General features: G+C 66.2%; 20 protein-coding genes and 1 pseudogene. All 21 read right to left on the reverse strand.

Features of this window, described 5'->3' with window-relative positions; genetic code table 11:
• Positions 1–277: pseudogene (locus AC1D2E_RS19060) on the reverse strand (flagellar biosynthesis protein FlhF); the annotation flags it as partial.
• Positions 278–279: 2 nt separating this feature from the next.
• Positions 280–2,364, reverse strand: a complete 2,085-nt coding sequence (gene flhA / locus AC1D2E_RS19065) for a flagellar biosynthesis protein FlhA (protein ID WP_478198875.1) — start codon at positions 2,362–2,364, stop codon at positions 280–282.
• Positions 2,365–2,401: 37 nt separating this feature from the next.
• Entirely contained in the window at positions 2,402–3,541 is a 1,140-nt protein-coding gene (gene flhB / locus AC1D2E_RS19070; protein WP_478198841.1) for a flagellar biosynthesis protein FlhB, read from the reverse strand.
• A gap of 119 nt (positions 3,542–3,660) precedes the next feature.
• Positions 3,661–4,302 (reverse strand): protein phosphatase CheZ, encoded by a 642-nt coding sequence (gene cheZ, locus AC1D2E_RS19075; RefSeq protein WP_478198842.1) that lies wholly within the window; start codon positions 4,300–4,302, stop codon positions 3,661–3,663.
• A 6-nt stretch (positions 4,303–4,308) separates the two neighbouring features.
• Complete coding sequence (gene cheY, locus AC1D2E_RS19080; RefSeq protein ID WP_478177152.1) at positions 4,309–4,698, reverse strand: chemotaxis response regulator CheY; 390 nt, start codon at positions 4,696–4,698, stop codon at positions 4,309–4,311.
• A gap of 30 nt (positions 4,699–4,728) precedes the next feature.
• Positions 4,729–5,754, reverse strand: coding sequence for a protein-glutamate methylesterase/protein-glutamine glutaminase (locus AC1D2E_RS19085; RefSeq protein WP_478198876.1), 1,026 nt, complete (start codon positions 5,752–5,754; stop codon positions 4,729–4,731).
• A 56-nt stretch (positions 5,755–5,810) separates the two neighbouring features.
• Positions 5,811–6,473, reverse strand: a complete 663-nt coding sequence (cheD, locus tag AC1D2E_RS19090) for a chemoreceptor glutamine deamidase CheD (RefSeq protein WP_478198843.1) — start codon at positions 6,471–6,473, stop codon at positions 5,811–5,813.
• On the reverse strand, positions 6,470–7,306 hold the full coding sequence (locus AC1D2E_RS19095) for a CheR family methyltransferase (RefSeq protein WP_478198844.1): 837 nt from the start codon (positions 7,304–7,306) through the stop codon (positions 6,470–6,472). The genes cheD and AC1D2E_RS19095 overlap by 4 nt, the downstream gene beginning before the upstream one ends.
• 94 nt (positions 7,307–7,400) lie before the next feature.
• Positions 7,401–8,747, reverse strand: coding sequence for an EAL and HDOD domain-containing protein (locus AC1D2E_RS19100; RefSeq protein WP_478198845.1), 1,347 nt, complete (start codon positions 8,745–8,747; stop codon positions 7,401–7,403).
• 73 nt (positions 8,748–8,820) lie between these two features.
• Positions 8,821–10,851: a chemotaxis protein CheA gene (cheA, locus tag AC1D2E_RS19105; RefSeq protein WP_478198846.1), complete on the reverse strand. Its 2,031-nt coding sequence runs from the start codon at positions 10,849–10,851 to the stop codon at positions 8,821–8,823.
• Between the two features lie 50 nt (positions 10,852–10,901).
• Positions 10,902–11,828, reverse strand: a complete 927-nt coding sequence (gene motB / locus AC1D2E_RS19110) for a flagellar motor protein MotB (RefSeq protein WP_478198847.1) — start codon at positions 11,826–11,828, stop codon at positions 10,902–10,904.
• 18 nt (positions 11,829–11,846) lie between these two features.
• On the reverse strand, positions 11,847–12,707 hold the full coding sequence (gene motA / locus AC1D2E_RS19115; protein ID WP_478198848.1) for a flagellar motor stator protein MotA: 861 nt from the start codon (positions 12,705–12,707) through the stop codon (positions 11,847–11,849).
• A gap of 63 nt (positions 12,708–12,770) precedes the next feature.
• Positions 12,771–13,379, reverse strand: coding sequence for a flagellar transcriptional regulator FlhC (flhC, locus tag AC1D2E_RS19120; protein WP_478198877.1), 609 nt, complete (start codon positions 13,377–13,379; stop codon positions 12,771–12,773).
• 174 nt (positions 13,380–13,553) lie between these two features.
• Positions 13,554–13,904 (reverse strand): flagellar transcriptional regulator FlhD, encoded by a 351-nt coding sequence (gene flhD / locus AC1D2E_RS19125; protein ID WP_478177124.1) that lies wholly within the window; start codon positions 13,902–13,904, stop codon positions 13,554–13,556.
• Positions 13,905–14,616: 712 nt separating this feature from the next.
• On the reverse strand, positions 14,617–14,895 hold the full coding sequence (locus AC1D2E_RS19130) for an EscU/YscU/HrcU family type III secretion system export apparatus switch protein (protein ID WP_478198878.1): 279 nt from the start codon (positions 14,893–14,895) through the stop codon (positions 14,617–14,619).
• An 8-nt stretch (positions 14,896–14,903) separates the two neighbouring features.
• Entirely contained in the window at positions 14,904–16,199 is a 1,296-nt protein-coding gene (gene fliK / locus AC1D2E_RS19135) for a flagellar hook-length control protein FliK (RefSeq protein ID WP_478198849.1), read from the reverse strand.
• 16 nt (positions 16,200–16,215) lie between these two features.
• On the reverse strand, positions 16,216–16,548 hold the full coding sequence (locus AC1D2E_RS19140; protein WP_478198850.1) for a flagellar protein FliT: 333 nt from the start codon (positions 16,546–16,548) through the stop codon (positions 16,216–16,218).
• Between the two features lie 29 nt (positions 16,549–16,577).
• A complete protein-coding gene (gene fliS, locus AC1D2E_RS19145; protein ID WP_478198851.1) occupies positions 16,578–17,000 on the reverse strand; it encodes a flagellar export chaperone FliS in 423 nt (140 codons plus the stop codon).
• Between the two features lie 22 nt (positions 17,001–17,022).
• Positions 17,023–18,471 carry a flagellar filament capping protein FliD gene (gene fliD, locus AC1D2E_RS19150; RefSeq protein ID WP_478198852.1) on the reverse strand — a complete coding sequence of 483 codons (1,449 nt, stop codon included), beginning with the start codon at positions 18,469–18,471 and terminating at the stop codon, positions 17,023–17,025.
• Positions 18,472–18,513: 42 nt separating this feature from the next.
• Positions 18,514–18,861 (reverse strand): flagellar protein FlaG, encoded by a 348-nt coding sequence (locus AC1D2E_RS19155; protein ID WP_478198853.1) that lies wholly within the window; start codon positions 18,859–18,861, stop codon positions 18,514–18,516.
• 152 nt (positions 18,862–19,013) lie between these two features.
• On the reverse strand, positions 19,014–20,678 hold the full coding sequence (locus tag AC1D2E_RS19160) for a flagellin N-terminal helical domain-containing protein (protein ID WP_478198854.1): 1,665 nt from the start codon (positions 20,676–20,678) through the stop codon (positions 19,014–19,016).
• Between the last annotated feature and the right edge of the window lie 20 nt (positions 20,679–20,698).

The following is a 20,698-nucleotide window of genomic DNA, read 5'->3' on the forward strand; positions in this document are numbered from 1 at the left end:
CCGGCAGCGCCGCAGGCGTCGGCGGAGCGGCCGGCGTGGGCGCAGGCGCAGGTCCCTGCGCCGGCGCCTTGGCCGCCACCAGCGGCGCGCCGCTGGCGACCGCCACGGCCTGCGTGACCTCGCCTTCGGCCATGGCGACGATCTCGACGCCCTCGGGAATCGCACGGTGGTTCAGCACGATGGCCTCGGCACCCAAGGCCTCGCGGACCCGGCGCAAGGCTTCTCGGCTGGTCGCCGCAACGAATTTGCGGGCCGTGGTCCGCACGTCTGTAGACATGTTCAAACTCTTCCTCCGATAGTGGCGGTGATCTTGATGTTGCGAGAGTCAGGGATCTCCGCATGGGAGAGCACCTTGAGTTGCGGCAGGCTGCGGCGCAGGAAGCGCGACAGCAGCACGCGCAATCCATGCTGGACGACCAGCACCGGTGCCAGCCCCATCTGTTCCTGCCGCACGATCGCGGCTTGCGCCTGCCGCAGCAGGTTGTCGGCCAGGCCGGGCTCGATGCCGCTGCTGCTGGTCATGGCCTGCTGCAGCACGCTGTCGAGCGAGCCGTCGAGTCCGATCACCTGCAGCTCGGTATTGCCCGGGAACAGCTGCTGGGTGATCGCGCGGCCGAGGGCCAGCCGAACCAGCGTCGTGAGTTCGATGGCGTCCTTGACCGACGGCGCGTGCTCGGCCAGCACGTCGAGGATGGTGCGCATGTCGCGGATCGGCACTTCCTCCTCGAGCAGGTTCTGCAGCACCTTGTGCAGCGTGCTCAGCGAGATCAGCTTCGGCACCAGGTCCTCGGTCAGCTTCGGCGCCGTCTTGGCGATCTGGTCGAGCAGCTGCTGCACTTCCTGGCGGCCCAGCAGCTCCGCCGCGTGGGTCTGGATCAAATGGTTCAGGTGGGTCGCCATCACGGTGCAGGCATCGACCACCGTGTAGCCGTGGATCTGCGCCTGCTGGCGCAGGCTGCCGTCGATCCACACCGCCGGCAGCCCGAAGGCCGGGTCCTGCGTCGGCGTGCCGGGCAGGCTGCCCGTGACCTGGCCCGGATTGATCGCCATCCACTGGTTCGGGAAGGCCTCGCCGCGGCCGATCTCGACGCCCTTCAGGCTGATGACATAGGTGTTCGGCTTGATCTCGAGGTTGTCGCGGATGTGGACCACCGGCACCAGGAAGCCGATCTCCTGCGCGATCTTCTTGCGGATGCTCTTGATGCGGCCCAGCAGCTCGCCCTGCTGCGACTGGTCCACCAGCGGGATCAGCCGGTAGCCGACCTCCATGCCGAGCGGATCGACCAGCGCGATGTCGTCCCAGCTGGCTTCGGCGGTCTCGGCTGCCGGCGGCAGCGAGGCCTGGGCGGCGGCGGCCTGCGCCGCCGCCTGCTGCGGCTTGCGCTTGAGCAGCCCGCGACCGAGCCATGCCAAGCCGCCCGCGACCAGCAGGAAGGCCACATTCGGCATGCCCGGGATCATGCCCATCAGGCCGACGATGCCGGCGGTCAGGAACAGCACCTGGGGATTCGAGAACAGCTGGCCGGTGAGCTGCCGGCCGACATCCTCGTCGGTCGCCACGCGCGAGACGATCACGCCGGCGGCGGTGGAGATCACCAGCGCCGGGATCTGCGCCACCAGGCCGTCGCCGATGGCCAGCAGCGTGTAGGTGGTGCCCGCGGTCTTGAAGTCGAGCCCGTGCTGCACCACGCCGACCACCAGGCCGCCGATGATGTTGATGACCATGATCAGCAGGCCCGCCACCGCGTCGCCGCGCACGAACTTGCTGGCACCGTCCATCGAGCCGTAGAAGTCGGCTTCCTGCGCGACTTCGGTGCGGCGCTTGCGGGCCACGTCCTCGCCGATCAGGCCGGCATTGAGGTCGGCGTCGATCGCCATCTGCTTGCCGGGCATGGCATCGAGCATGAAGCGCGCGCCGACCTCGGCGATGCGCCCCGCACCCTTGGTGATCACCATGAAGTTGATCAGCACCAGGATGATGAAGACCATCACGCCGACCGCGAAGTTGCCGCCGACCAGGAAGTGGCCGAAGGCCTCGATCACCTTGCCCGCGGCATCGGGCCCGGTGTGGCCGTGCATCAGCACCACGCGGGTGGAGGCCACGTTGAGCGACAGCCGCAGCAGGGTCGAGAACAGCAGCACCGCCGGGAAGGCCGCGAAGTCGAGCGCCTTCATGGTGTACATGCTGACCAGCAGCACCATCACCGACAGCGCGATGTTGAAGGTGAACAGCAGGTCGAGCAGGAAGGGCGGCAGCGGCAGCACCATCATGCTCAGGATCATGATGATGAGGATCGGGCCGGCCAGTCCCTTGAACTGGCTGCCGGAGAAGAACTGCGTCGGCAGACGCATCAGGTGGGTCATCGCGTTCACAGGAGTACCTTCGTGCTGCGCGCTGCGCTCATGCGGCCACGGTGTATTGAAGTTCTTCGGGCACGGCGACGTCGGTCGGCGTGCGCGGCGCCTCGCCGCCTTCGGACTTCCAGCGCTTGAGCTGGTAGACCCAGGCCAGCACCTCCGCCACGGCGGTGTAGAGGCCCGAGGGAATCTCGTCGCCGAGGCGCGTGTGCTTGTAGAGCGCCCGGGTGAGCGGCGGCGCCTCCAGGATCGCGACCTTGTGGGCGGCCGCGATCTCGCGGATGCGCTCGGCCACCAGGTCCGTGCCCTTGGCCACCACGCGCGGCGCACGCATGTCGCCGTCGATGTACTTGAGGGCCACCGCGAAGTGCGTCGGGTTGGTCACCACGATGTCGGCCTTGGGCACCTCGGCCATCATCCGGCGCTTGGCGATCGCCTGCTGCTGGCGACGGATCTGCGCCTTGATGTGCGGATCGCCCTCGCTCTCCTTGTGCTCCTGGCGAACGTCCTCGCGCGACATGCGCAGCTTCTTGTAATACGTCCACAGCTGCCAGGGCACGTCGACCAGCGCCACCAGCAGCAGCGCGGCCGCGATCAGCGCACAGCTGCGTGCCACCAGCATGATGGTGTGGGGCAAGGCGGTCGATTCGGGCTGGCCCATCAGCGCCATCACGGCCTCGAGCTCGTCCGTGATCACCAGGTAGGCGACGCCGCCGATCAGCAGCGACTTGGCCAGCGCCTTGAACAGCTCGGCCAGCGACTGGGTCGAGAACATGCGGGCGATGCCGGCCAGCGGATCGAGCTTGCCGAAGTTCGGAGAGACCGCCTTGCCCGACAGCAGCCAGCCGCCGAGCATCATGGGCGCCGCCACGGCGGCCAGCACCATCATCGCGAACAGCGGCGCCATGGCGAGCAGGGCCTCCAGCGCCATCCACCCGGTGCGCGCCAGCATCTGCGAGGGTTCGAAGGCGATGCCGCGCTCGAACTGCAGGCCGCGGCGCATGGCGGCGCTCAGGGTGCCGCCGAGCGACCCGGCGGTGAACCAGAGGCCGCCGATGGCCGTGCCCAGCATCACCAGCGTGGTCAGCTCGCGGGAGCGGGCCACATTGCCTTCCTCGCGCGCCTTCTCGAGGCGCCGCTCGGAGGCGGGTTCCGTTTTTTCGAGATCGCTTTCCTCAGCCATTCATGCTCCTGGAGCAGCAGGCGAGGAACGCCTGCACATGACTGATTATTCGATTCGAAGGGCCGGAACAATCGCCCGATCAAGAGCGCTATCGCCCTCCTTCTCGCTGAATCGGAGCCTCAGAAGCCCAGGCTCTCCAGCAGGTCGTCCACCTGCGACTGGTCGGCCAACGCATCCGGGTTCCCGGCCACGATCTGCGGACCGTTCTGCAGGCTGTTGTTGACGATTTCCTGCCGCTTCTCGAGCGGCGTGTTGTCGATCAGGACCTGGAGCAGCTCGGTCTCCATGTCGTTGACCACTTCCATCATCTTCTTGATGACCTGCCCGGTCAGGTCCTGGAAGTCCTGCGCCATCAGGATCTCCATGAGCTGGGTGTTGATCGCGTTGGCTTTCTGCGGCACCTGCTGCAGATAGCCGCGCGTGTCCATCACGAGCGCGCGCGCATGGTCGAGCTCGACCGGATTCTCGAACCATTCGTCCCAGCGCTTGCTCAGGCCCTTGGCGTCGCTGGCCAGCTCTTCCTGCAGCGGCTGCGCGACATCGATGGCGTTGAGCGCGCGGTGTGCCGCCCGCTCGGTGGTTGCGGCCACGTAGGCCAGCCGGTCGCGGGCGTCGGGAATCGCCTGCGCGGCCTTGGCGACCTCCTTGTCGAGGCCCAGTTCGCGAAGGCCTTCGCGCAACTGACGCGTCAACTGCCCGATGCGGCCCAGCAACTCTTCAGCGGTGTTCCCCTGTTCGGCGTCGAACGCGTTCTTGCTCATGGCGCCTCACCCCTTCGCGAGTTTCTCGAAGATCTTGGTGATCTTCTCTTCGAGGGTGGCCGCCGTGAAGGGCTTGACCACATAGCCGTTCGCGCCGGCCTGGGCCGCCGCGACGATGTTCTCCTTCTTGGCCTCGGCCGTGACCATCAGCACCGGCAGCTTGCCGAGCTCGGGGTCGGCGCGGATGGTCTGCAGCATGGTCAGGCCGTCCATGTTGGGCATGTTCCAGTCCGACACCACGAAGCCGAAGTTGCCGCCGCGCAGCTTCTCGATGCCGGCGGCACCGTCCTCCGCCTCGTCGACGTTGAGGAACTCGAGCTCCTTCAACAGGTTGCGCACGATGCGGCGCATGGTCGGAAAATCGTCCACGACCAGGATCTTGATGCTCTTGTCAATCACGTTTCTCTCCACTCAAACAGTTCGTTGTCAAACCCGATTCGTGCGCGCACCGAAGGTGCGCAGGTGCGCCAGCACACGGCGCGCCATTTCTCCCAGCGGCGCCACCTCGTCGGCCGCGCCGAGCGCGATGGCCTCCTTCGGCATGCCGAAGACCACGCAGCTCGCCTCGTCCTGGGCCAGGGTGTGGGCGCCGGCGCGCTTCATGCGCAGCAGGCCCTCGGCGCCGTCCTTGCCCATGCCCGTGAGGATCATTCCGATCGCGTTCTTGCCGGCGTGCTTGGCCGCCGAATCGAACAGCACGTCGATCGAGGGGCGGTGCCGGTTCACCGGCGGCTCCTGGTCGAGATGGGCCACGTAGTTGGCGCCGCTGCGCGCCAGCGACAGGTGGAAGCCGCCCGGCGCGATGTAGGCGTAGCCCGGCAGCACGCGTTCGCCGTGCTCGGCCTCCTTGACGGTGATGCGGCACAGGCCGTCGAGCCGCTGCGCGAAGGAGCGCGTGAAGCCGGCCGGCATGTGCTGCGCGATCAGGATCCCCGGCGAGTCCGGCGGCAGCGGCTGCAGCACCTCGCGGATCGCCTCGGTGCCGCCGGTGGAGGCGCCGATGATGATCAGCTTCTCGGTGCTCAGCAGCGGGCTGCGCAGCAGCGCCTCCGGCGCACCATCGCCTGCCGGCCGGGCCGATGCGGCATGCTTCGACGGCAGCAGCCGCGCGCTGGCGGCGGTGCGGATCTTGGAGGCGATCAGCTCGGTGTAGTTGAGCAGGCCGTCGCGCACGCCCAGTCGCGGCTTGGTCACGAAGTCGATCGCGCCGAGTTCCAGCGCGCGCAGCGCGATCTCCGAGCCGCGCTCGGTCAGCGAGGACACCATGACCACCGGCATCGGCCGCAGCCGCATCAGTTTCTCGAGGAACTCGAGGCCGTCCATGCGCGGCATCTCGACGTCCAGCGTCAGCACGTCCGGATTGGTGACCTTGATGAGGTCGCGCCCCACCAGCGGATCGGCCGCCGTGCCGACGACGGTCATGTCGGGCTGGCTGTTGATGATTTCGGTCATCACGCTGCGTATCAGTGCCGAGTCGTCGACGCACAGCACCTTGATCTTGTTTGCGCTCACCAGCTTCCTTTGCTTTTTGCCAGCAGCTGGGTCGCGCCCGCTGGACTGTTGGATTTGCGCAGGCCGAACGCCGGGCGCTGGGCGGCCAGCGTGCGCAGCAACTCGCCCTCCTCGCGCTGGATCGCCTGCACGTCGTTCTGTCCCCGCAGCTTGCGAACCACGGCCTTGCCGCTCGCGGGCATGAAGCAGACGCGGCGCGCGTGCTGGCCGCGCAGGTCCTGGGCCGCCACACTGATGCCCTCGGCCTTCAGGTAGCGCAGCACGAAATCGGAGTTGCGGTCGCCGATGTTGAGCGTGGTCATGTTGGCCAGCACCGCGGCGCCACCGAACACCTTGGCCTGCAGCCGCTCGCGCCGCGCACCGGCACGGATCAGCTCGCGGATCAGGACGTCCATCGCGTAGGCGCCGTAGCGCATCGACTCGGCGGCGTCCCGGTCGACCGAATCGCCCTCATCGGGCAGCATGAAGTGGTTCATGCCGGCGACGCCGTTGTCGGTGTCGAGCATGCAGGCCGACACGCAGGAGCCCAGCACCGTGGTCAGCACGGTGTCGGTGGTGGTCACGAAATACTCGGAAGGCAGCAGCTTGACCGCCATGCTGCCGACGTCGCGGTCGAAATAGTGATGGCTCGCCAGCGACCCCGGCACCCCTGCGCTCATGAGGATCCCGCCTTGCCTTTCACCCGTGCCAGTTCATACACCGTCTGGCCGAGCGGCTTGAAGGTCTGGTTGACCAGCGAGGCGTTCTCCGAATGGCCTGCGAACAGCAGCCCGTTGGTCTTCAGCAGCGGCGCGAAGCGGTCGAGCACCTTCTTCTGGGTCGGCTTGTCGAAATAGATCATCACGTTGCGGCAGAAGATCGCATCCACCGGCTCCTTGACCGACCAGGAGGGATCGAGCAGGTTGAGGCGCGAGAACTTCACCAGTTGCGCGACCTCCGGCCGGATGCGCACCTTGCCGGCATTCGATCCGGTTCCCTTGTTGAAGAAGCGCCGCAGCCGCTCGGGCGACAGCCGCCCGACCTGCTCGGCGGTGAAGACCCCCGCCTGGGCCTTGGCCAGCACGGCAGTGTCGATGTCGGTCGAGATCACGCGCGCCGCGTTGGCCTTGTCGCCGAGCGCCTCGATCAGCGTGATCGCGATCGAATACGGCTCCTCGCCGGTCGAGGCCGCCGAGCACCAGATCGTGACCGGCTCGCGCGCCTTGCGCACGTGCTCGGCCAGCACCGGGAAGTGATGGGCCTCGCGGAAGAAGGAGGTCAGGTTGGTGGTCAGCGAGTTGATGAAGGACTGCCACTCTTCGCCGTCCTGGCGAGATTCCAGCAGTTCGAGGTACGAGGAGAACTCCGGCAGCCGCAGCTCGCGCAGCCGGCGCGACAGCCGGCTGTAGACCATCTGCCGCTTCTGCTCGCCCAGCGCGATGCCGGCGCGCCGATGGATCAGCGCGCGGACCTTCGAGAAGTCGTTGTCGGTAAATAGGAATTCGGTGTTCACGGCGGGCTTCGGTGCGAGCGTCTCAATGTACATAGCGAGCCTCTTCTCCAATGGTTCGATCAACGGGACAAATACCTTGCTGCTCGCGCCTCATTCAGCTTCCGCCTTCGTGGACGTCGACTTCCTGCGACCAGACCATCGCCGCGAGATGCGCCGCGTTGACCTGACCGGCGCTCACGAAGAGCGCTTCCGACAAGCGCGCCGCCTCGGCGCCGTCGGTCTCGCAGGCCTCGGCCAGGGCCAGGAACGGCGCATAGACCCCTTCGCGGCGCAGGATCGCCTGCTGGACCGCTCCCGGCAACTGCACCTTGGCGAGCACCTGCTCCATCGGCACGCCGAGCAGCTGGTCGATCAGCGAGAACATGCCGACCACGAACAGGTTGTCGGCCTCGCCCGGCGGCAGCATCCGCTGCCCCATCAGCTCGACGAAACGGCCGCGCGTGATCGCCTTCTTGGTCATGAACGGCGCGCTGGCCCGGTTGCTCGTGGCCAGCAGCAGCGACAGCCAGCGGAACAAGGGCGCATAGCCGAGCATCGCCACCGCGTGGCGCAGCGAGTGGATCTCGACGCCGGCGCCGATGGCGGGCGAGTTGATGTGACGCAACAGCCGGTAGGTCAGCGCGGCATCGCGCTTGAGCGCCGATTCGATGCTGCGCACGTTCTCGTTGCGCTGGATCATGTGCATCAGGCGCACGATCAGCACCGACTCGGGCTGCAGCGCATCGGCGCCCTCTCGCACCGGCGGATTCCTGAGCGCGCCATCGACGAACAGGTCCACGCGAAGATCGGCACAGGCCGCGGCCTGCTGCCAGCTGTCGACGCGGGTCGCCACCAGTTGCAGCGGCGCAAGACCCGGTTCCTGACGCCCGCGCACGCGCAACACGCGCTGCGCGTCGCCGTCGCCGATGTCGAGATGGGTGATGATCTCCCGCAGCTCGGGATCGGCCGGCAGCGCGTCGGCGCCCTTCAGCATGAAGCCGAAACCCTGCTCGCGCAGGAAGAGCAGCATCGAACGCGTATCGGCGTCGCTGAGATCGGACATGCCCATGCACAGCACCACGTTCTCCGGCGGCAGCGACTGCAGCGCCGGCTGGAACAGCGCATCGACCGTGACGTCGAGGAACAGCACCAGGCGACCGAGCCGCCAGCCGGTGCGCGGCGGATTCAGGTGCCTGCAGATGTTGTCGAGCAGCGCGTCGAACTGGCTCGACGCGTCGGGCACCGGCTCGGCGCCGGGCGTTGCGAGCCAGGCCATGCGATAGCCCCTGACGCGTTGCTGGGCGTCGAGCTGAAGGGCATAGCGCACATAGCCGCAGGCTTCCTGCGACGCCGAAAGCCCCTCCTCCGGCTCGCCGGCATCGCTGGCGTCGGCTCGCCTGCCGTCGTTGGCGGCGCTGGCCGCGGAACCCGCATCGGGGCGTCGAAAGAAATCAAAGCGCATTGCAAATGTCTCCGTCTGAAGCTTGGATCAAGCGTTCCTGACTACAGGATGTCCGGGCATTGCATGGGCGGGCTCAGGCGGCGGTCGTCGCCGGCCGGGCCGCGCCCGCCAGCACGGCGCTGCTCGCGGCCTGCGCGCGCTGGATGCGCGGCATGGCGGCGACGTCGATGATGAACGCCACGCTGCCGTCGCCCAGGATCGTCGCCGCCGAGATGCCGGGCACCTTGCGGTAGTTGGTCTCGAGGTTCTTCACCACCACCTGGTGCTGTCCCAGGAGCTCGTCCACCAGCAGCGCGAAGCGCGCATCGTCGGCCTGCACGATGACCAGGATGCCCTGGGTCGGGTTCACCTGCGCACCGGAAACGTCGAACACGCGATGCAGTTCGATCAGCGGCAGGTATTCGCCGCGGACCTTGATGACATGGCCTTCGCTGGTGATCGAATGCAGGTGCTCCGCAAGCGGCTGAAGCGACTCGATCACGTAGCTCAGCGGCAGGATGTAGGCCTCGCTGCCGACCTTGACCGACATGCCGTTGAGGATCGCCAGGGTCAGCGGCAGCACGATCCGAGTGGTGGTGCCGCGCCCGCCGCGCGACTGGATCTCGACGTGGCCGCCCATCTCCTGGATGTTGCGCTTGACCACGTCCATGCCGACGCCGCGGCCCGAGATGTCGGTGACCTGGTCGGCGGTCGAGAAGCCCGGCGCGAAGATCAGTTGCCAGACTTCCTCGTCCGGCATCGTCTCGCTCACCGGCAGGTCCTGCTGCAGGGCCTTGGCCAGGATCTTCTCGCGGTTCAGGCCGGCGCCGTCGTCGCTGACCTCGATCACGATGTTGCCGCCATGGTGCTGCGCCGACAGCAGGAGCTGGCCGGTGGCTTCCTTGCCTTTCGCGAGCCGGATGTCGGGCGTCTCGATGCCGTGGTCGAGGCTGTTGCGCACCAGGTGCGTGAGCGGGTCGATGATCCGCTCGATCAGTCCCTTGTCGAGCTCGGTCTCCTTGCCGAAGGTGTCCAGCCGGACCTGCTTGCCGAGCTTGGCGCTGACGTCGCGGATCACGCGCGGGAAGCGGCTGAAAACGTAGTCCATGGGCATCATGCGGATCGACATCACCGACTCCTGCATGTCGCGCGCGTTGCGCTCCAGGTGGCCCAGGCCGCTCAGGAAGCGCTCGTAGATGACCGGGTCGAGCATCGTGGCGGCCTGGGTCAGCATCGACTGCGTGATGACCAGCTCGCCCACGAGGTTGATCAATTGGTCGACCTTCTCGACGTCGACGCGGATCGAGCTCGATTCCTTAGCGGCGGCTGCAGGCTGGGCCGCGGCCGCCGGCGCCGCCGAGTTCGGCTTGGCACTGGCCTCGGCGGCCGGCGCCGGCGCGGCGACGGGCGCAGCCGACGGTGGCGCCACGGCGGCGTCGGCCGCTTCGCGCGAGATGTCGATCTGCGACTCGTCGATCACGAAGCAGCAGACGGCGATGATGTCCTCCGGTTCGCAGGTGGTCTCCAGCATCACGGTGAGCTGGTCGTTGCTGCGGGTGCGCGAGGCGACGTTGCCGAGATTGCCGAGTTCGCCGACGAGCAGTTCGCATTCGCTGTCCGACAGGCGGGCGAAGCGAATGCGCAGTGCGCCGGAGGGCGAGGATGCGGCGGCAGGCGCGGGTGCAGGTGCGGCGGCCGCGACCGGCGCCGCAGCGGGTGCCGGCGACGCTGCGCCCTCGCCGCTCTCGCGCGCCAGCTGCTGCAGCACGGCGCAGATCTGCGCGACGCGTTCGGCTTCAGGCTCTTTGCCCGCCTGGTAGGCAGTGAGTTGTTCTTGCAARGCGTCCTTCGTTTCCAAAAAGGCATCGATCATCGGACCGCTCAGTCGCAACTGGCCATGGCGTGCCCGGTCCAAAAGGGTCTCCAGTACGTGCGTCGTCTCCGTCAGCGCGGTGAAGCCGAAGGTGGCGGCTCCGCCCTTGATCGAATGCGCCGCACGGAAGATCGCGTTGAGCTGCTCGCTGTCCGGCGACGCGACGTCGATTTCGAGGAGCAGCTGCTCCATCTGTGCGAGAAGCTCGATCGCTTCGACAAAGAAGGCTTGGGAAAACTGGCTGAGGTCCATCTGTGTGTTCCGATGCCGGCGCAGAACGCCGGCGCTGGGTCTGTCGTTGGTTACTGCGTCGGGGCCGCGGGTTTGAATGAGGTCGGCTTCATCTCGCTGCTGCTACCCGATGCGCGAGCCTTCAGCGCGCTGGCGCGCATCGCCGAGCCGTCGCCGCTGTTCTCGCGCTCGATGCGGTCCTGGGTCTGGCGGTTCAGCAGGATGATGCTGATGCGCCGATTGATCGGGTTGCGCGGATCGGCGTTGTCCAGGTGCATGCTGTCGGAGAGGCCGACCACGCGCAGCACCTTGGACTCGGCCATGCCGCCGATCACCAGTTCGCGCCGCGAGGCATTGGCCCGGTCGGCCGAGAGTTCCCAGTTGCCGTAGGCCTTGTCGCCGTTGGTGTAGACGATGGCGTCGGTGTGGCCCGACAGCGTCATCTTGTTCGGCAGCTCGTTGAGCTTCGGCCCGAGTTCGCGCAGGATGGCCCGCATGTGCGGCACCACGCGCGCGCTGGCGAGGTCGAACATCGGCCGGTTCTCGCTGTCGACCAGCTGCAGCCGCAAGCCCTCGGTCGTGATGTCGATCAGGATCTGCGAACGGAACTGCTTGAAGACCGGGCTGTTCTCGATCAGCGTGTCGAGCTTCTGCTTCATGTCGGCGAGCCTTTGCGCGTCCAGCTCTTCCTCGCTCGGGTCGGCCTTTTTGACCTCGCCTTCGGCCTGCATGACGTCGGCGCCGCCGCCCGGGATCACGCTGCTGCTCAGGCTGCTCTTCTCGCCGCCGGAGAGCGCCATCTTGAGCGGCATCCGGAAGTGCTCGGCGATGCCCGCGCGTTGCTTCGGCGTCGAGATCGACAACAGCCACATGACCAGGAAGAAGGCCATCATCGCGGTCATGAAGTCGGCATAGGCGATCTTCCAGGCGCCGCCGTGGTGGCCGCCCCCATGGGCCGCCACCCGCTTGATGACGACGCGGTGCTTCTCTGCGCTCATGGTCGCTGCCCCGGGAACTCAGCGTGCCTTGACTTCCCGAACATGGTCATCCAGTTCGGTGAAGGAAGGACGTTCGGTCGAGAACAGCACCTTGCGGCCGAACTCGACCGCGAGCTGGGGCGCGTAGCCGTTCAGGCTGGCCAGCAGCGTGACCTTGGCGCACTGGTAGACCTTCATCGCCTCTTCGACCTTCTGGCCGATCAGCGAGGCCAGCGGCGCCACGAAGCCGTAGGCCAGCAGCACGCCGAGGAAGGTGCCGACCAGCGCGTGCGCGATCAGGGCGCCCATCACGTCGGGCGGCAGGTTGGCGGAGGCCAGCGCGTGGACCACGCCCATCACCGCGGCCACGATGCCCAGTGCGGGCAGCGCGTCGGCGACACCGGCCAGGCTGTGCTGGGGCACCTCGGCCTCGTGGCGGATGGTCTCGATCTCGTGGTCCATCAGGGCCTCGATCTCGAAAGGGTCGGTGTTGCCGCTGATCACCAGGCGCAGGTAGTCGCAGAGGAACTCCATCAACTCGCTGTCGGCCATCAGCGCCGGGTAGCGCCCGAAGATCTCGCTCTGCGCCGGGTTCTCGACATCGGACTCGAGCTTCATCATGCCGTCCTTGCGCGCCTTGGCGAGCAGCTCGTACAGCAGCGCCAGCAGGTCCATGTAGAGCTGGCGGTTGTGCTTGGAGGAACGCAGCAGCAGCGGCAGTTCCTTCATCGTCGCCTTGATCGTCTTGCCGTTGTTGCCCGCGATGAAGGCGCCCAGCGCGGAGCCGCCGATCATCAGCAGTTCGACGGGCTGGAACAGGACGCCGAAATGCCCACCCATCAGGGCGTAGCCGCCGAAAACGGCCCCAATCACTACCAGATATCCAACCAGCACCAGCACGCGCGTCCCCTTTTGCCCGCAGGCATCAAATCAAGATCGAAGAGTTGAAAGAAATTGCCGGTTTCAATGGGCTCCGTTGGCGCTCAGCGCGGTATGCACGCCCAGAGCGGGAGGCGGCGAGACCCGCGGCGCCTGGACGGTTTCGTCGTCGCGTTTCGGGGCGCGCGCCTTGCCGGCCCGGGACGGCGGGCGGCACAGCACGCACACGTAGCCGTGCTTGTGGTCATGCGCATGGGCAACGAAATGGCCGCCGCAGCGGCTGCACGTGCTCAGTTGCAGCATGTCGCTGTCGAAGAACCGGACCATCGTGTAGGCCCGCGTGAAGTCGAGCACGATTTCGCCGCCATGGGCCCCGATCTGCTCCGTGTAGAGGCGATAGGCCTTGATCAGTGCCTGCAAGCCGGTCTCGTTGGCCTCGAGCAGCATGAACCGGTACAGGTTGTAGAACATCGACGAATGGATGTTGGCCAGCCAGGTCATGTACCAGTCGGTAGAAAACGGCAGCAGGCCCTTTGGCGGCGAAACGCCCTTGAGTTCCTTGTAGAGGCGGATGAGCCGCTCGCGGCTCAGTCCGACCTCCGCTTCCAGGAATTGCAGGCGGGCACCGAGCCCGATGAGTTCAACCGCCAGCTGAACCTGGCGGACCTCGCCGAGAACGCTCTTGGCGGTCACCCGGGCACCTTCGCGCGGCAGCGCTTCGGCATTCGCCTTCGGAGCGGCCGGCCGGCTCATTCGATCACCTCCGCGCTGCGCGCTGCGGTATTCGCCTTGGGAGCGGCCCGGCGGCTCATTCGATCACCTCCGCGCTGCGCGCTGCGGTATTCGCCTTGGGAGCGGCCCGGCGGCTCATGCCAGGGCATCCGTGTCACGCGGCTGAAGCTGGCGTGCGGCCATCAGGATCGACATGTGCGCTTGCTGCAGCGAGGTGTCCTTGCCCTCCCCGAACACGGCGAACATGGGGTGGTCATCGAGACGGAAGCTGCAGAGCAGGAAATTGGATGTCGCCAATTTGACAATCTGCGTCAAAGACATGTTGGCCAGCAAATCGGCCAATTCACGCCCGACGCCGAGGCGGTACATTGCCGCGGCACGATCCTGTTTGGCAAGCTTTTGAGCGAGCAGCATATAAGCCAGGTTGATGTCGCCGATCTCTTTCGAGATGTGGCTTGCCGCATCCCCATCAGTATCGATTTCCACTCTGAACTCCAATCAATCAATGTGTATATTAAACACAAAATCTAACAATTTGAAATAATTCTTTTATGGATTCAATGAATTCCGAGCACCATCCACCGCCTCGCAGGCAAATCTCTTGGAGCAATTTCCTGTCGAAAACCGAAATCTTCTCATCTGCGATTCAGACGATTTCGCACCTGAAAAAACAATGTTCCGAGCAAAACCAGCTACAAGGACAGTGCCTCAGACTCCGCAAAAAAATCAATCACTTGAAGATCCACCTTTCGATCGAATTCGCTCCTGCAGCGCCTTCGCCTTCAAGTCTTCAATCGACCGCGACAACCACCTGAAAAGAGAAGCGAAGAATGCAGTTGATTCTTTCGGTGACCACTTTGCGGAGGACCGCCGACATGCATTTCTCCATACCTCATTCCATCAAGTATCCAGTCTATACACAATTTTTAACAACTTCATCAGGCTGTAGAAGAGCGTTTCCAGAAAGTGAGACTTTTCTGACATCCCCCCAAACGACTCGCGCGCTCGAAATCAAAAGTAACCCAAACTGTTTACAGCCCAAATCGGCGCATGAGTTCCATTGAATGCTTAATAAAGTACTAACATTGCCACCGAACTACAAAGTATTCATTTCCTCAAAATCCGATTCAATCCAATGAAGAGTCATTGATATTTAAACGAAAGAGTTCATTCACCATCAGGACGAACGTGACATATTTCATGGCGGGCCCGGCGGCGCCTCGGCGCGGCTTTCGAGACCATGGATCCAACTCATGACTTCCGCCACTGCGAGATAGAGTTGCGGCGGAATCTGCCGGTCGAGGTCGACCTGCATCAGCAACTTGACCAGGCCCGCCGATGCATGGACATAGAGACCGTTGTCCCTCGCCTCGCGCATGATCGATTCGGCCACCACGCCGTAGCCCTTGGCCACGACCACGGGAGCGCGCGTCTTGTCGGCATAGGACAGCGCCACAGCGCTTTGCCGATCGTCCATCGGGGTGCTCACGATGCGCCCTCCCCACCGTCCGCCGGCACCTTCTCCATCGGCGCCACCTGAAGCTCCTGCACCCGAAGGCCGGCGGCTTCCAGCCGCTGCACCAGCGAGCGGCCGTCGGCGTGCAGCACCGACACCGTGCCGGGCTCGCTGGCCGCCAGCCGCGCCTGCAGACCCGGGCCCGCAAGACTCAGGCGAACGTCCACCTGTCCGAGCCGCGGCAGGCTCATCGACACCCGGGTCGACCAGCGTTGCGGGTTGTCCTCGACGGCCGGATCGGCGTCGGGCTCGCCGGCGTCCTTCTCGACCGACCAGTCCATCGGGACCCCCGGCCAAGCCTCGCCGTGCCAGCGGAACACGGCGGTCGCCAGCAGGTCGAGTTGCTGGTGCACCAGGCTCACGGCCTGCGGATGGATGACCTCGGCGGCCGGAGTGGCCGGCCTGGCGACGGCCACGGGATGCGCAGGGCGGACTTCCTCGGCTTTGTCGGAGGCCCCGTCCGCCTCGCTCCCCGTCACCGGGCGCGCGGCCTCGCCGCGTCCGTAGGTGGCTTGCAGCCTGGCGGCATCCGCCGGTGCCGCGGCAGCGGCGGTGCCGATGGACGGCGCCCCATCCGTCCGTGCGGCAGGAGGCGCCACCGGAGAAGCGGCCGCCGCCGGCGACGCGGATTCGCCTCGCCCGGTCGCGGCGGCGGGCACTTCAGTCGCCGGCGCCCCTGCGGCGAGGGCGGGCGCAAGCGGCGACGACGTGGTCGCAGCGCCCGGCGCCGCCGCCGCAGGCGCAAGCGCTTCGACGGCGCGCTGCGCGGCCAGCGGCGTGGCCCACTGCGCCTGCGGCTCCTGCATCAGTTGCGCCAGCGGCCGGCTGCCGGATGCGAATTCGACCAGATGGGACTCGTAAAACAGGCCGCTGTGATCGACGGTCTGCGCCAGCGCGCGCGCAAGCTCGGGCACCGAAGGTGCCTGCCGCGACGGCCAGGCGGGCGCAACGCCGCGCACCGGTCCGGGATCGGATTCGAGATCGGCCAGCACCGCGCTGATGACGCGCGCCGCCACCGACAGTTCGGCCTCCCGCTCCAGAGGCTGCTGCGGCGCCGCTGCGGCCGGCAGGCTCGTCGGCCCTCCGGGCAGCACGCGGTCGAGGGCGGCCTTCGACGGCAGGCGGACGTCGTTCTCGACCTTCAGCACTTGCGCCACCGCACCAGGCGAGCCGATCTCGGCTTCGGCCTTGATCGCGAGCACGTCCAGCCGCGGCGAAGCCTTGACGGCAAGCAGCGCATCGATCAGTCCGGTGAGTCCACTCATGGGCAGCTCCTGGGCTTCAGTGCGGCGGCCCGTAGGCCTTGCCCAGGCTGCGCTGCTGTTGCAGGTGGCCCATGTGGGCGATCAACCGCTCGATCTGCGGCTTGACCAGCCCGCAGACCTCGTCCTGGTCGGCGCGGATCCGCTCGATCAGGCGCAGCGCTTCCTCGAACTGGCTCGCATCCAGTGCCTCCAGCGGCACCAGCACCTTGAGCCGCTCGACGATCGCCGCGCATTGCTCCTCCAGCGCGGGAAGGCGGCCCCACTCCTTGGAGCGGGCCAGTTCCGCCATGCGTGCGACGCCCGAGGCCAGTTGCCCGTAGCAATGCACGACTTCACTCCTGGTCGCCATGGTGTCCCCTGTGTTGGTCGGCGGCCGCGTCAAGCGCGCCCCGGGCCGGCGTCGATCCCGCGCCAGGCCGATGCAATGTCTTCGAGAAGGCCATCGGCTTCGTCGAGCGCCCGCGTGTCGTTGCGCAGGTTGGCATGGAGAAGCCTCTGGATGATGTAGCCGTAGAGCGCCGACAGGTTGGCCACCAGGGCCTCGCCTTCGGGGCCCGCGGCCTTGGCGTCGAGTGCGGCCTTGAGGCCGTTGTCGACGATGTCGATCGCCTTGGAGATGGCGTTTCCCTTGGGCCCGATGTCGCCGTTCGACATGTGGTGGCGGGCCATGCCGATGGTCGATTTGGCGCCATCGAACAGCATGCAGATGAGCTGGTGCGGCGAGGCGCTCATGGCGCCGATCTCCACGCCGACGCGGGCATAGGCGCCGGCGCCGGTCCTGGCAGTGTGCGGGGTGTACATCGGCATCTTTCGGTGGGTTGCGTCAGTTGCTGCTGGCATTCATCGCGTCGAACTGCTGCGTAAGGTAGGTCATGGTGCTCTTCATGCTGTTGATCAGCACGTCGAGCTGGTTGAACTGCTTGCGGTAGCGGTCCACGGTGTCGTTGACCCGGGTTTGCATCGCGTTGTACTGATCGTCGAGCTCCTTGATCGTCGAAGTCACGCCGTCGGTGGCCACCTTGAGGGAGCCGCCGGTCTTGGTGAGATCGTCGACGAGGGCATCCAGCTGCTTGCCGTAGCCCGCCGTGCTTCCGGTCGCGCTCGCGAAGAGCTTCGAGACCCCTTCCAGGTTGGTGTCGAGCGCCTTGTCCAGCTTGGTCGTGTCCACCGCCAGCGTGCCGTCCTTCTGGAACCCGACACCGATCTCGGTCAGCACCTTGAAGTCGTTGGCGCCGCCGGCCTGCGGCGTCGTGAGCGCCTGGCGGATCCGGGTCTGCAGGTTGCGCAAGGTCGAGTCGCCCATCAGCGCGGCACCGGTCTTGGTGTCGGCGTCGTAGGCGGTCAGGCTGCTCGCGGTGCTCTGGAGGCTGTTGTAGGCCTTGACGAAATCATTGATGGCGGTCTTCACCGAGGCCGTGTTGGCCTTCATCGAGAGACCGGTCGTGCCGGTTTGAACCAGCGTCAGCGTCGTGCCCTGGATCGCTTCCTTGACCGTGTTGCTCGCACTGGTGATCGCAATGCCGTTGACGCTGAGCTTGGCGTTCTGCGCCGCGATGGTCTGCTGCAGGTTCTGCGTGCCGGCCGGATCGTTGTTCAGCAGGCTCTGCAGCGCAGGGTCGCCATCGACCGAGATCCGCATGCTCGAGGTCTCGCCGGTTTGCGTCGAGACCAGCACCAGGCGATTCGGCGTGCCGCTGCCGTCGTTGACGATGCTGGCCGTGACGCCGGCATCGGCCGCGTTGATCGCATCGCGGATGCCACCCAGCGTGTTGTTGGTGGGATCGATGGTGATCGACTTCGCGGCGCGCGACGCATCGGGAGCAAAAGCCGCGCCGCTGTACTTGCCGGTGGCCGCGTCCAGCGTCCCCCCGCTGATGGTGCCGAAGTCGATCGTGATCTTGCCGTTGCCGATCGCGGTGGTGGTGCTGGCCTGCCCCGCCGTGATCGCCGACTGCGCCTGGGCCAGCTGCGACACGGTGATGCTGTAGTTGCCGGCGGCGCTGGCATCGGTCGACGAGGCGGCCAGGATGCCGCTCACCGTGGGCGTTCCCGTGACGGTCTGGAACAGCGCCGGGTCGCCCAACTTCTTGGCGGCGGTCTGCAGGACACCCAGCGCGCTTTGCAGCGTTCCGTAGGCGGACAGCTTGCTGGTATAGCTCTTCGCCTTGGCATCCAGGGCCACCAGGGGCTGGCTTTCCGCCGTCTGGAGCTGGGTCAGGAGCGTCGCCAGATCGAGGTTGGAACCGACGCCCAGGCTGCTGATCGTTGCCATCTTGTTGCTTTCTTGAATTGCGTAGGGAAAGAGGTGGGTGCTTCAGGCCTGATGGCTCACCAGCAGCCCGGGCACCTTGCCCATGACCTTCGCGATGCGGACCACTTCCTCGGTCGGAATCTGGCGGATCACCTCGCCATTGGTCTGGTCGACCACCTTCACGATGACCTTGTCGGTGTCCTTGTCGATCTCGAACTGCAGGCTGATCGAACGGCTCTCGAGCGAGGCGTTGACTTCGCGCACCGCCGTCTCGATCTGCGCAGGCGTCGCCTGCTCCACCGCGCCCGCGGCCGTCTCGGCCGCCGCGGCCGTGGTACCCGCGACGGGACCGGCGAGCAGTTGCGTCCATGGCGTTTCTTTCGCGGGAATGGCTGGCAGCGGGTTCGACATGATTTCAATCTTGGTTGCGGGGTTCGCTGTGCTCTGCGGCCTCGCCATGAGGCATGGCCGCAGAGGACAACGCAGGCGGCGGGGCCTGCGGTGGCCAGGCCCTCCCTTGCAGGAGGGGCCCGGCATTCCTTTCCTTTTCTGTTCTCTTCTGATTAACGCAGGAGGGACAGCACGCCTTGCGTGGTCTGGTTGGCCTGGGCCAGCACCGAGGTGCCGGCTTGCTGCAGGATCTGGGCGCGCGTCATGTTCGACACTTCCACCGCGTAGTCCGCGTCTTCGATGCGCGAGCGCGACGAGGACAGGTTGGTGACGGTGGTGCCGAGGTTGGCGATCGTCGAGTCGAAACGGTTCTGCACCGCACCCAGCGAACTGCGCAGCTTGTCGACCTTCGACAGGGCGGCGTCGATGGCGGCGAGCGGATCGACCGTCTTCGTCGAGTTGCTGACGGCTTGCGTCGTGACCTTGCCCGGATTGGCGGAGTCCGCATAGACCACGCTGCCGGCCGAATCGGTGACCACGCCGTTGGCGTTCAGGTTGACGTTCTCGGCTGCGACAGTGGTCAGGCCGGCGACGCCCATGAAGGCACCCGTCACCGCACCGCCGGCGGCTGCCACCGCGTAGGCCACCGTGGCGCCTGCGCCGTCGATGTCGATCGAACCGGCACCGGCGTTGATCAGGGCCGAGACCTGGCCCGCCGTTGCACCTTCGTTGGCCACCGTGAAGGTGTTCGCGCCTGCGGCCGCGCCCGTCGCGTTGGCCGTGTACTTGGCGCCGGTGCTGGCGATCGTGATCGAGTCGCCCGCGGTCGTCATGCCGTTGGTCGAATCGAGCAGGTTGGTCAGCGTGGCCGCCACCGTGGCGCCGCTGCCGGTCTTGGTCAGGTTGTTCGAGGCATCGAGGTACAGCGTGGAACCATCGGCCGCATCGGTCAGGTTGCCGTTGCTGTCGATCTTGACGTCCGTCGAGTAGCTGCCGAGCTTGACCGTCGCGGTCACGCTGGTACCGGCGGCCGGCGTCAGCGAAGTCAGGGTGTTCGCCTGGGTGCGTGCGGCTTCAGCGGCCGTGTAGCTCTTGGTCGACGCGTTGTAGGTGTAGGTCGCCGCGCCGGTGATGCTCACGGTGCCAGTGTCCTGCATCTTCGCCAGCACGTCGTCCGCCATGGCGCCGTTGGCCGCCGCGGTCAGGGTGCGCGAGTAGGCAGTGACGCCGTTCGTCGTCGCGCCAGCCGCGAAACCCGCCACCAGCAGGTCGCTTGCACCGGCCTGCTTGTTCTTCGAACCGGTGCCATCGACGTTGAAGCCATCGAGACCCAGGGTCTTCGCGCTGATTTCCTGCAGGTCGATGTCGATCGTCTCGCCGTCATTGGCACCGACCTGGACGGTCAGCTTGCCGGCGTCGGCCGAGAGGACCTTCACGCCGTTGAACTGGGTCTGTTCCGAGACGCGGTTGATTTCGTCGAGGCGCTGGGTGATTTCAGCCTGGATCGAGGACAGGTCGCTGTCCGAGTTCGTGCCGTTGGCGGCTTGCACCGACAGTTCGCGAACGCGCTGCAGGTTGTTGTTGACTTCGGTCAGAGCGCCTTCGGTCGTCTGAGCGATCGAGATGCCGTCGTTGGCGTTGCGGGTCGCTTGCGTCAGGCCCTTGATGTTGGCCGTGAAACGGTTCGCGATGGCCTGGCCGGCGGCGTCGTCCTTGGCGCTGTTGATGCGCATACCGGAAGACAGGCGCTCGATCGCGGTGTTCAGCGACGATTGCGACTTGTTGAGGTTGTTCTGCGTGAGCAGCGAGAGACTGTTGGTATTGATGACTTGCGCCATGCTCGACTCCTGTTTGACAA

Source organism: Variovorax sp. P1_H2 (assembly GCF_056405295.1).